General features: G+C 46.8%; 13 protein-coding genes. 3 read left to right on the top strand and 10 right to left on the bottom strand.

Annotation, left to right across the window (positions count from 1 at the left end):
- Positions 1–89: 89 nt before the first annotated feature.
- Both BMX69_RS02835 and BMX69_RS02830 read left to right on the top strand, forming a co-directional pair.
- A complete protein-coding gene (locus BMX69_RS02835) occupies positions 90–287 on the top strand; it encodes a hypothetical protein (RefSeq protein ID WP_025232076.1) in 198 nt (65 codons plus the stop codon).
- A 107-nt stretch (positions 288–394) separates the two neighbouring features.
- Positions 395–1,684 carry a peptidoglycan-binding protein gene (locus BMX69_RS02830; RefSeq protein ID WP_054789819.1) on the top strand — a complete coding sequence of 430 codons (1,290 nt, stop codon included), beginning with the start codon at positions 395–397 and terminating at the stop codon, positions 1,682–1,684.
- Positions 1,685–1,777: 93 nt separating this feature from the next.
- On the opposite strand, the gene BMX69_RS02825 is transcribed toward BMX69_RS02830, so the two are convergent.
- From BMX69_RS02825 to BMX69_RS02780, 10 genes are all read right to left on the bottom strand, one after another.
- On the bottom strand, positions 1,778–2,680 hold the full coding sequence (locus BMX69_RS02825) for a DUF368 domain-containing protein (RefSeq protein ID WP_100041512.1): 903 nt from the start codon (positions 2,678–2,680) through the stop codon (positions 1,778–1,780).
- A gap of 152 nt (positions 2,681–2,832) precedes the next feature.
- Positions 2,833–3,603 carry an N-acetylmuramoyl-L-alanine amidase gene (locus BMX69_RS02820; RefSeq protein ID WP_054789867.1) on the bottom strand — a complete coding sequence of 257 codons (771 nt, stop codon included), beginning with the start codon at positions 3,601–3,603 and terminating at the stop codon, positions 2,833–2,835.
- 92 nt (positions 3,604–3,695) lie between these two features.
- Positions 3,696–4,151, bottom strand: a complete 456-nt coding sequence (locus BMX69_RS02815) for an Lrp/AsnC family transcriptional regulator (RefSeq protein ID WP_100041511.1) — start codon at positions 4,149–4,151, stop codon at positions 3,696–3,698.
- A gap of 103 nt (positions 4,152–4,254) precedes the next feature.
- Positions 4,255–5,484, bottom strand: a complete 1,230-nt coding sequence (locus BMX69_RS02810; protein WP_100041510.1) for an LL-diaminopimelate aminotransferase — start codon at positions 5,482–5,484, stop codon at positions 4,255–4,257.
- Between the two features lie 17 nt (positions 5,485–5,501).
- Positions 5,502–6,314, bottom strand: a complete 813-nt coding sequence (gene dapF, locus BMX69_RS02805) for a diaminopimelate epimerase (protein WP_054789818.1) — start codon at positions 6,312–6,314, stop codon at positions 5,502–5,504.
- Positions 6,315–6,329: 15 nt separating this feature from the next.
- Positions 6,330–6,878: an ANTAR domain-containing response regulator gene (locus BMX69_RS02800; protein WP_054789817.1), complete on the bottom strand. Its 549-nt coding sequence runs from the start codon at positions 6,876–6,878 to the stop codon at positions 6,330–6,332.
- Positions 6,879–6,920: 42 nt separating this feature from the next.
- A complete protein-coding gene (gene glnA, locus BMX69_RS02795) occupies positions 6,921–8,258 on the bottom strand; it encodes a type I glutamate--ammonia ligase (protein ID WP_025232068.1) in 1,338 nt (445 codons plus the stop codon).
- 154 nt (positions 8,259–8,412) lie between these two features.
- Entirely contained in the window at positions 8,413–10,281 is a 1,869-nt protein-coding gene (locus BMX69_RS02790; RefSeq protein ID WP_100041509.1) for a heavy metal translocating P-type ATPase, read from the bottom strand.
- Positions 10,282–10,297: 16 nt separating this feature from the next.
- On the bottom strand, positions 10,298–10,522 hold the full coding sequence (locus BMX69_RS02785; protein ID WP_054789816.1) for a cation transporter: 225 nt from the start codon (positions 10,520–10,522) through the stop codon (positions 10,298–10,300).
- A gap of 39 nt (positions 10,523–10,561) precedes the next feature.
- The gene (locus BMX69_RS02780) at positions 10,562–10,945 is read right to left on the bottom strand and encodes an ArsR/SmtB family transcription factor (RefSeq protein WP_029701568.1); all 384 of its coding nucleotides are present in this window, start codon (positions 10,943–10,945) and stop codon (positions 10,562–10,564) included.
- Between the two features lie 380 nt (positions 10,946–11,325).
- Here BMX69_RS02780 and BMX69_RS02775 point away from each other — a divergent pair, with 380 nt between their 5' ends.
- Entirely contained in the window at positions 11,326–12,126 is an 801-nt protein-coding gene (locus BMX69_RS02775) for an ABC transporter ATP-binding protein (protein ID WP_054789815.1), read from the top strand.
- Positions 12,127–12,136: the final 10 nt, after the last annotated feature.

Below are 12,136 nucleotides of genomic sequence, written 5' to 3'. Positions count from 1 at the left end.
CCTTGCATAATAATACAAAATACATGGTAATTCTTTCAAAAGTATACTTTCGGGACAATCCGCACAGACTAAGACTGAGGTGATAAATCATGATTGATAACAGCGAACTGCCCATTGGCTTTACCATGGAGTTAGCGCAGCACTCGGATATTCTGACCCGGTTTGCCGGCCTCTCTGATAAAGAGAGAGACAGGATCGTAGACGGAGCCAGAAACGTAGATAGCCGGGATGAAATGCGAAACTATGTGGAGTCCATGTTTCAAGAAACAAAATCATCCTTTTTCTAAAAGCTTCCCGCAGGATTAAAATTTATCTTAACCTGCGGGTGCTTTTGTAATTATTCCTTTTACCCCTTAATATATTTAATAATAATCAATTCATTAAGGGGCATTCTATGAAAAAATACATAACAGCCGTAGCCCAGGAAACCAATGTTTCCGGCGACCAGGAAGCCGCATATACCGGTATCCTTCAGGTAAACGTCGTTTCCCAGGAAAACAACTTTCCCGTCCGGGATGCGGAGGTTTCCATTGCCTACAAAGGAGATCCTGAAAGTACCGTGGAACAGCTCACCACCAATTCTTCCGGCCAGACGGAACAGGTCAGTCTAGCTGCTCCTCCCCTTGACTTAAGCTTATCCCCCGGCCTTGCCCAACCTTACTCGGAATATGTTGTTAACATCCGGGCCCAGGGATTTGAGCCCGTCGCCATCTCCGGCACGGAAATCCTTCCGGACACCACAGCCATACAGCCGGTACGCATGGTTCCGATCCAGGAAGCAGTATCTCCGGATGTTCCAATTGTTATTCCGGACCACACCTTATATGGAGAATATCCCCCAAAAATTGCGGAAGCTGAAGTAAAAACAGTAGCGGAGACCGGAGAAATTGTTTTAAGCCGTGTGGTGATCCCCCAGACAATCGTAGTCCACGACGGAGTCCCTACCGATCCGACGGCTACCAATTATTACGTCCCATACCTTGACTATATTAAAAACGTGGCTTCCAGCGAAATTTATGCAACGTGGCCCCGGTCTACGATAACTGCCAATGTCCTTGCAATCATGAGCTTTACATTAAACCGGGTTTATACAGAATGGTACAGGAACCAGGGATATGATTTCACCATTACATCTTCCACAGCCTTTGACCATAAATGGATCTATGGACGAAACATTTATGAAAGCATTTCCCAAGTCGTTGACGAAATCTTTAACAATTACCTATCCCGCCCCGGCATCAGGCAGCCAATACTTACCCAGTACTGTGACGGCAACAGGGTCCAATGCCCTAACTGGATGACTCAGTGGGGAAGCTTAAGGCTTGGAGAACAAGGCTACTCCGCTATAGAAATATTGCGGCACTTTTATGGAAGCAATATGTATATCAACACCGCCGAACAGGTATCCGGAATCCCCTCCTCCTTCCCAGGTTATAACTTAACCATCGGCGCAAGCGGAGATAAGGTTCGCCAGGTCCAGGAGCAGCTTGATACAATTGCTTCCGTCTACACTGCGATTCCACGTATCACGGCCGACGGAATCTATGGCCAGGCAACCGCAAACGCCGTCCGGCAGTTCCAGTCCATCTTCGGGCTTCCGGTAACCGGTATCATCGACTTCGCTACATGGTACAGAATCTCTCACATTTATGTAGGAATTACCCGAATCGCAGAATACTCTTAAAAAACCAGTTCATAAAGCTCTGAGATATATCCGCATTTTTATCAGGCAAGCATATAAAAAAGGAGGAAATCATTCCTCCTTTTTCTATACTCTCTATCCTTCTCCCCCCAGCATCTCGGCTGACACATATCCCAGCAAAGCAAGAGCGATTCCTCCGAGCAGCTCATACAGCTTCACCATTTCCCACGGCATATCCCATAAGATGACAAAAGGAGAGGAAAACACCAGGCCTATAATAACCCGGTACATCTGGCGTCTATAGCGGGTAAGAAGACGTTCCACCACTTTTGCAAATAGAAAAACACCTATCACAAGACCTGCAGCATAAGGCGCAAGCACCCTTCCATTGAACAAAAGGCTTTGGACATCAAAAGATGAGAGAGCTCTTATGCAGGCATTGTTTGTTTGCAGGATAGGTTCATAAAAACCCAGCATCATCATAATCATGGACCCGCTCACTCCCGGAACCACCATGGTGGCTGCCGCTATCAGCCCCACCAGAAACAGCGTAAATACCCAGAACTTTTCGGAAGAAAGATAAGCCGCACCAGATGCCATATTCATTCCCTCACCGCTGCTGCCGGAGGTAATGGTTGATTCAGCGATAAAGGTAATGAGAATGACCACGCCGCAGGTAAAGGCAGCCGTTAATATCCCTTTCCTCCTGTCTGCCCGGTCTTTTGAAAATGATTTTTGAAACAAGGTAGGGAGCCCGCCCCCGATCAACCCCAAAAATGCCATTTTGGTCTGGAGCGGATATGTATGGAAAAGATATTCAAATGCCAGAGACAGAAAAACAATGCCGGCCATCGCTCCCACCCCATAGGGAAGGAGAACCCGCAGGCTTTTTAAAGGCTCCCGAAACAGCTGCGTTACCGCATGAATGATCTTATCATACACTCCCATGGTAATGGCTAACATACCCCCGCTGATGCCGGGAAGTATGTTCGCCACACCAATGATAACACCCTTTAGAAGTTCACTGATATACTCCAAGCAATTCCTCCTGAATTTATAGATATGGTATATCCTATGCCTTTTTAACCGCTTCTAATACATTTTTCCCCTGGTTCCAGACATTACCTGACAGCACGTTAAGCGGATGACAAAAAGCCGCAAGGGCATTGCCTGCTCCCTGCGGCCAGATTTCAATACACAGCCGGTCTTTTTACCATGAACGTATTATATCCGTTCCGTCTGAGCGTATGCTCCATGCGCACCGCATTATCAATATTGCGGAATGCCCCCACACGAACCTTATAAAGTCCATCTTCATAAACAACAAATGCCGGGAACCCCTGAGCCTTTAAAGTATTAACCTGATCTTCGGCCAAAGTGTGAACCCGGAATGCTCCTGTCTGCACCTGATAATATTCGGGGCGTGTCGCTACCTGTTCTTGTATAGAATTCAGAGTGCCTTCTGCAATCCCCTGGGCAATCATTTGAAAATTCTGGTCAAACAGATTATTATCCTCTTCGTTGTCAATAAATCCTGCTTCCACCAGAACCGATGGCAGCTTTGTCCGTCTGAGTACTACCAGCCCCGGACGTTCCACTGTTCCTAAGTTGGTAAATCCCGACTTATTTAAGGCTTCACCTATGTTTCTTGCCAGCTTGCCCGGCACCCCTTTATCTTCAAATACAAGAACCTCTATTCCGGAACCGGTACCTGGAACCGGCATGGCATTTCGGTGAATGGAAATGAGAAAATCAGCTTCCGCTTCGTTGGCCATCAAGGCCTTCTCAAGGGGCGTATTGTAGGTATCGTCAGTTCTCGTATACCTGACATCCATTCCGTTGTCTGCAAGAATTCTTCCCACAGCCATCGCAAGCCTTAAGTTATCATCTTTTTCCTGCCGTCCGTCAAAGGTCGCACCTGGGTCTGTGCCGCCGTGACCGGCATCTATTACTACGATCATTCTCTCAGCCAAAAGAAAAACTCCCTTCACATACTTCTATTATATAAAGTATGTAAGGGCAGCCTTCTCGGTACCATTTTTTCGTACTACATTTATTCTTTTTCTCCTAATTCCGCCATTACATCCATGTCTCTTGGCCCTACCGGAGTAGAAAATACAATCTGGGTACTGGTCTTTCCATATTTCTGAAGCTGCCCGATAAAAATATCCAGCTCCATGGTGCTTGGAAAGGCCACCTTGACCAGCATGGAGTATTCTCCTGTGACGCAGTTGCACTCCAACACATTGGGAATGGACTCCATATCTTCATAAAACCGGATTTTATCCGCCGAAGAAACATCAAGACTTATAAATGCGGTGATATGATATCCCAGCTTCCTTGAGTCCACCGCCGCATGATATCCGGTGATGATTTTATCCCGTTCCAGCTTTTCAATTCTGGCAGAAACTGCAGGAGAAGACAGAAAGGAAATTTCCGCTATATTTTTTAAGGATGCCCGGGCATTGTTTTGCAGGGTCTTCACTATTTTTTTATCGATATCGTCCATTACTTCCTCCCAAAAATTAGAAAAGCGCCAGTACCACCAGGGCACTGAACGCTTTTGTTCTTCATAAATTCATCATAATCAATCATTAAAAACTTGTCAATGTTTATTTTTTAAGGGATGGCATTTCTTTCATCCGATCAATGGCTTCTATGGTATTCTCATAGGTTCCAAATGCGGTCAGACGGAAATATCCTTCACCGCTTGGCCCGAACCCGCTTCCAGGAGTTCCCACCACACCGGCCTCCTCAAGAAGTCGGTCAAAAAATTCCCAGGAGGTCATTCCCGCCGGTACCTTTAACCAGATGTAGGGCGCATTGACACCGCCGTAAACTTCACACCCGGCTTCCTTTAATCCTGAGTAAATGACTTTCGCATTTCTCATGTAATAAGCCACCTGTTCCTTTAACTGGGCTTTTCCCTCAGCCGAATAAACCGCTGCCCCTGCCTTCTGAACGATGTAAGGGGCTCCGTTAAATTTGGTTCCATGGCGTCTGGCCCACAGGGAATGAAGGGTAACCCCTCCCCTTTCCAGAGTCTTGGGAATAACGGTAAATCCCAGGCGAACCCCGGTAAAGCCTGCATTTTTGGAAAAGGAACGGAATTCAATGGCGCAGGTTTTCGCGCCTTCAATCTCATAAATGGAATGGGGTACATCATCCTGAGCGATATAGGCTTCATAAGCTGTATCATAAAGGATCACCGCACCGTTTTCATTGGCATAATCCACCCAGACCTTTAACTGGTCCCTCGTCAAGGTCGTACCGGTAGGATTGCCCGGAACACATAAGTAAATGAGATCCGGTGTCTCTTTCGGAAGCTCAGGCACAAAATGGTTTTCAGCCGTACAGGGCATATAAATCACATTGCTCCACTTACCGGCCTCTTCCTCATATTCTCCTGTTCTTCCTGCCATGGCATTGGAATCCACATAAACCGGATAAACCGGGTCACAGACTGCGATTCTGCAGCTTTCATCAAAGATCTCCTGGATATTTCCGCAATCGCTCTTGGCTCCGTCCGAGACAAAGATCTCATCAGGGGATATCTCACAGCCTCTGGCGGTGTAATCTTCCTTTGCAATGGTTTCCCTTAAAAATCCATAGCCCAGATCCGGCGCATAACCGTGAAAGGTCTCCTTTTCTCCCATCTCATCCACTGCTTCATGAAGAGCCTTAATAATAGCAGGTGCAATGGGCTGGGTCACATCTCCGATCCCCAGCCGGATGATCTTCTTATCTGGATTTGCCTCGGTAAAGGCATTTACCTTTTTTGCAATGGTGGAAAAAAGATAGCTTCCCGGTAACTTTAAGTAATTTTCATTAATTTTTACCATTGGTTCCTCCTGTTATCCTAAAGATTTTTTATATCAAACTCTCCCTCAAACACTTCTACCGCCGGACCGGTCATGAACACATGACCGCTTCCCTTCCGGTCCCAGTGGATGGTCAGATTGCCGCCCTTTAATTCCACTTCCACCGTATCGAAAGTGCGGCCGCTTAAGGCAGAGGCAACTGCACTGGCAGCCGCTCCCGTTCCGCAGGCCCAGGTTTCCCCGCTGCCTCTCTCCCATACCCGCATACGGATGTACTCAGGACTCACCACTTCAATAAATTCGGAATTCGTGCGCTCCGGAAAACGCTCATGGTTTTCAAAGGCAGGTCCCATAGCCTGAAGATCCAGACCGTCAATATCAGACATGTAGTAAACGGCATGAGGATTGCCCATGGATATGCCGATGAACTCGTAGTCCTTTCCTTCCATGCGAATTAACTCCGGCACCTGGCTGGTGATCTCCGGCACTCCCAAGTCCACCGTAATCTGAACAGCCCTGCCATGTTCCGGCTTAACCTTTAAGTGTTTGATCCCTGCTCCGGTTTCCACATCGAATTCCGTTTTATCCACCAGATGATGATCGTAAACATATTTCCCTACACAACGGATTCCATTGCCGCACATCTGGCTTTCCGAACCGTCGGCGTTAAACATCCGCATGCGGCAGTCCGCCGTTTCTGACGGACAAATGAGAATCAGTCCATCCGATCCGATCCCAAAATGGCGGTCACTGACTTTTCTTGCAAACTCCGCCGGATCTTCCACGGATTCCTCAAAACAATTAATATAAACGTAATCGTTTCCTGTTCCCTGCATTTTTGTAAATTTCATCATTCTCTCCCATAACTATCGATTGATCAGGCTCACGATCATCTGGGCGGTTTCCACCATATTGGTACCGCTGTCCATGCTGCATTTCTGGATGTAACGGTGTGCCTCTGTTTCGGACATATGGTTTCGTTCCATCAAAAGCTCCTTTGCCTGTCTGATTATTTCCTTTTCTTCCATGCTCCGCTCTTTTGGCTGGCTTTTTAATTTCTTCCGCCTTCTGGTAAGGGATTCTACCATCATTTCCAGAGTGCTTACTAAGTCCTGTACCTTTAAGGGCTGACTTAAGCAGACCACGCCCTCAGGCACTCTGCCGCTCCACTGGCTCGGCGACACGAGAAGGAGCATCTCCATGCCTCCCGGAAGGCATTCGTAAATCTCATGAAATACCATATCAGCAAACCTGCAGCCGCATACTACGATTCCGCTGCCAAGCTCATCGGCACTGTTTACCGCCTGGGCGCCGGAGGTGCAGACCGCCGCCACCGCAAAGCCATTTCTCACAAGAATATTTCTAATATTTTTTGCATCCTCTTCTCTGGAAAATGCCACTATCACATTGGTCAAACACTCTCACCTCCAGATAACCATATCAGAAAACAGGAATCATCAGTACTTATACAGGTATTCTTCCACTTCCCAATCCGTCACCTGCACCCGGAACATATGCCATTCGGTTTCCTTGGCTTCCAGGTATTTGGTGTAGATATGTTCGCCCAGCACTTCTTTCATAAAATCGTCTTTCCGGAAGGCCTCGATGGCCTCACCCAGGGTCTCCGGCAGATGTTCAATGCCTTTTTCCAATATTTCCTCCGGCTGCATGGTGAATATATTACGGTCAACGCTCTGCGGCGGAGTCATATCTTTTTCGATCCCGTCAAGACCGGCAGCCAGGCAGGCGGCCAGAGCCAGGTACGGATTAACGGCAGTATCTGGGCAGCGAAGTTCGATCCTGGTGCCCGCTCCTCTGGAAGATGGGATTCGGATCAGGGGACTCCTGTTTGCCTTTGCCGACCATGCAATATAAACCGGAGCATCGTATCCGGGAACCAGACGCTTGTAGGAGTTGACCAGGGGATTGGTGAGTATGGTCATTCCCTTCATATGATAAAGGATTCCGGCTATAAACTGGTAGGCAGCCCTGCTTAAGCCCAGCTCATCTGCCTCATCCTCAAACATATTTCTGCCATTTAAATCAGACAGGGACATATTAATGTGCATTCCGGAGCCATTGACCCCTGCTTTCGGCTTTGGCATAAAGGTTGCGTGAAGTCCGTGGCGCTTGGCTATGGTCTTTACCGCCATCTTAAAAGTCATGATGTTATCTGCCGTCACCATTCCCTCTGCGTATTGAAAATCAATTTCATGCTGTCCCGGTGCAATTTCATGATGGGAAGCTTCGATCATAAATCCCATTTCCTCCAAAGTCAGCACCATATCCCGGCGGACATTCTCAGCTAAGTCAATGGGAGCCACGTCAAAGTAGCTTGCCGTTTCATGGGTATCTGTTGTGGGGCGTCCCTCTTCGTCCATATGGAAAAGGAAGAATTCACATTCCGGACCCGCGTGAAATTCATATCCCATGTCCCTGGCTTTTTTTAGCACCTTTTTCAGCACAAACCTGGGATCTCCTTCAAAAGGCGTCCTGTCCGGACAGTACACATCGCACATCAGGCGGGCAACCTTTCCCTGCTGGGGACGCCATGGCAGGATCTCAAAGGTATCAAGATCCGGATATAGATACATGTCGGATTCTTCCATTCTTACAAAGCCTTCAATGGAAGAGCCATCGAACATGCAGCGGTTTTCCAAAGCCTTCCCAAGCATGCTTCTGGTAATTGCAACGTTCTTCAGCATACCGAAAATATCAGTGAACTGAAGCCGGATAAATTCCACATCTTCTTCCTCTACAATCCGGAATATATCTTCTTTGCTGTACTTGTTCATAATGCTTTCTCCCTTCTTAAAAACCATAAGAAACACGTTTTCCTGTAATAGGAAAAGGGGTAGGCAAATACAGTCTCACATCAATGGACCATCTTTGCACCACCCCGTCATATGTGTAAAATATAACAGCTAGAAAAAAATTTGTCAATATTTTTTATTGATTACTTTGATATGCTAAAGCCCGGATGGCATTTAATATGGCAAGCACCGAGACGCCTACGTCTCCAAATACGGCTGCCCACATAGTCGCTATTCCGGCCGCCGATAATATCAGAATGAGCACTTTCACTCCAATGGCGAAAATAATATTCTGCCTTACAATTCTTGCGGTTTTTCTCGAAATCGCAATGGCGTCTATAAGTTTTGACGGTTCATCCGTCATAATCACCACATCCGCAGCTTCCACTGCAGCATCGGAGCCGATTCCTCCCATAGCGATTCCAACATCGGCACGGGCAAGGACCGGAGCATCATTGATGCCGTCACCCACAAAGGCCAGGTTATGTCCTTCCGGTTTTCCCCGCAGCAGTTCCTCTACCTTTCCTACCTTATCACCGGGAAGCAGTCCGCCGTGAACCTCATCAAGCCCAAGCTTTTCGCCAACCGCCTGACCAACTTCCGGCTTATCGCCAGTCAGCATTACCAGTTTCCTGACTCCGGCTGCTTTTAACCCTTTTAAGGCCATGGGCACATCTTCCCGGATGGTATCGGATATGGTAATGGAACCAAGATAGTGCCCTCCATCTGCCACATAAAGGGAGGTTCCTGTCACAGGTCCCTGGTCGGTGATTTCAATTCCCTTCTGCTTCATAAGCCTTGCATTGCCGATATAAAGTTCCTTTATTCTATCCCCATCTTTAAGCTCTGCCTTGATGCCATATCCTGCTATCTCTTCCACACAGCCGATCAATGCCTCATCAACAGACTTTCCGTAAGCTTCCTTTACCGATAAAGCGATGGGATGGTTGGAATGAAACTCACCATAAGCCGCCAGCCTTAAAAGCTCTTCTTTTGTTCCTTCTAAAGGATCTACATCTGTCACCTGGAATTTCCCTGTTGTAAGGGTTCCAGTTTTATCAAAGACAACCGTATCTAAAGAAGCCATGGCTTCCAGATAATTGCTTCCCTTCATGAGAATCCCATGTCTGGACGCTGCTCCAAGCCCTCCAAAAAAGCTAAGAGGCACAGAAATCACCAGGGCGCACGGACAGGAGACAACCAGAAAGCTGCAGGCACGGTAAATCCAGGTGCCCCATTCTCCGCCAAAGACCAGAGGCGGAATCACTGCTAATATAAGCGCCAGGCTTACTACAACCGGTGTATAAATTTTTGCAAATCTGGTAATAAAGTTCTCAGCTTTTGCTTTTCTGAAACTGGCATTTTCCACCAGTTCTAAGATCTTTGCTACCGTAGAGTCATCAAACAGCTTTGTTACCTCAACCTCCAGTACACCGTTTAAATTGATGGAACCACTTAATATGGCATCGTTTTCCTTCACTTCCACCGGCATGGATTCCCCGGTCAGGGCCTTGGTGTCCAGTCCTCCGGTCCCTTTTACGACGATGCCGTCAAGGGGTACTTTTTCTCCCGGCTTTATTACGATTCTGTCTCCAACGGAAACCTCATAAGGGTCAACCTTCTCTTCCTTCCCATCCTTAATAAGGTTCGCATATTCCGGATTAATATCCATAAGATCGGTGATAGATTTTCTGGATTTATTTACCGCGTAGTCATTAAAAAGTTCACCTACCTGGTAAAACAGCATAACTCCTACCGCTTCCTCCAAAGCACCGATGCCGATGGCACCGAAGGTTGCCACTGACATAAGAAAGTTTTCATCAAAGAACTGGCCGTTCATAATATTCCGTGCTGCTCTTAAAGGTATGTCATAACCTGCTGCCAGATAGGAGATCAAAAAGAATATCCAGTCCCAGGCAACCTTTCCTTCCACAAACATCCCTGCTGCAAAAAACAGGGCGCTGGCTAAAAGCCTTATTGCCATCCGTTTCTGTTTCTTTGTCATAGCTGCTCCTTTGTTCTTACCGAAGTACCTTAAATTCTGCTTCCGGTTCAATCTTATTTGATATCTTTCTGGCTGCCTCTACGATTTCCTCCGACTTACTGTCTTCTATATCCATGGTCATCCTTTGAGTCATAAAGCTTAAGGATGCACTTTCCACACCAGCCAGTTTTTTTACCTCTTCTTCAATCTTAGCCGCACAGTTGGCGCAGCATAAGCCTTCCAGTTTAATAATCTTTTTCATAACTATTCTCTCCTTTTATATTTTTTATCAGCGTCTTTATCACTCATTGATATGCTCCATCCCCTGAGCCAGAATTGACTCGATGTGGCCGTCGGCCAGAGAATAAAATACGGTCTTCCCTTCTCTGCGGAACTTCACCAGGCGCATCTGCTTCAACACCCGAAGCTGATGGGAAATGGCTGACTGCCCCATCTTTAAAAGATTTGCAATATCGCACACGCACATCTCCGACTGGCTGAGAACATAGAGTATTTTTATTCTGGTAGCATCACCAAATACTTTGAAGAAATCCGCCAGATCAAGAAGCTCCTGATCCTGGGGCATGACCTTTAGCACCTGGTTCACAACGTTTTCATGAACACAGATAAAATCGCATTGGTCGATCTCACAATCCCGAATGTTCTTTTTGTTATCCTGCTCCATTTGGTACCTCCTTAATCCTTATATTAATATATGAATAATTGTTCATATGTTTATATTATCACTTTTTCTAAAAATGTCAAGAGTTTTTTCTTCCTCACTTGACAGCCATTATCGGCGGTGGTAGACTAAAGTTCCTTTTCCAATCTAATTTCACATCTGACATTCAGGAAAAGAGAATATTGATACCACGGTAGAGTCCCCGGAAGAAGAAAATTACGGATTCCGGAGAGCAGCGTTTCCATTAGTTTCCCCAATGGCGCTCACCGCTTGGAAAGATATTAGGATCCTCTGACTGGTCATGACAAGCTTCTTTTTTAACAAAGAACTGCCCGCTGCCGGAACGAACGGATTCACAAATATTACTACCAGGAGGAATTTATATGATTCAAGTGGAACACATGAACAAGACCTTTAAGGTCGCAAGAAGAAGTGCCGGCTTTTCAGAAGCAGTGAAAGCCCTTTTTCACAGAGAGATGGAACTCATCCAAGCTCTTAACGATATTTCCTTTACCATAGGAGACGGAGAAATGGTAGGCTATATCGGGCCGAATGGAGCAGGTAAAAGCTCCACCATCAAAATTCTCAGCGGAATACTGACACCGGATAACGGCACCTGCAAGATCAATGGCCGCATCCCATGGAAGGAACGCAAGGAACATGTAAAGGACATTGGCGTTGTCTTCGGCCAGCGCAGCCAGCTTTGGTGGGATGTCCCCATTCTTGATTCCTTTGAACTGCTCCGCGACATCTACGAAATCCCTTTACACCAATACCAGAAAACCCTTGACGAGCTGACCGGGCTTTTATCCTTAGGTGAGCTTTTGCGCACTCCGGCAAGGCAATTGTCATTGGGCCAGCGAATGCGCTGTGAAATCGCAGCGTCCCTTCTTCACAGGCCTAAAGTTCTGTTTCTGGATGAGCCCACCATCGGTCTGGATGCAGTATCCAAACTTGCAGTCCGGGACTTTATCCGAAAGCAGAATAAGGAACACAAGACCACAGTCCTTCTTACGACCCATGATATGCAGGACATTGATGCCCTTGCAGACAGGGTCCTCTTAATTGGAAGAGGAAGGCTGCTTTTGGATGGTACCCTTTCCGATTTAAAATCCCACCGTCCCACAGAAGAAGCCACACTGGATGAAATCATTGCCGCCCTTTACCGGGATTACCGGATATAGGAGGAAGGAA

Origin of the sequence: Lacrimispora sphenoides JCM 1415, from assembly GCF_900105615.1 — a bacterium.
Classification (GTDB): domain Bacteria; phylum Bacillota; class Clostridia; order Lachnospirales; family Lachnospiraceae; genus Lacrimispora; species Lacrimispora sphenoides.
Note: the sequence above shows the minus strand (reverse complement) of the source record. Positions and strands in the feature narration are given on the sequence as shown.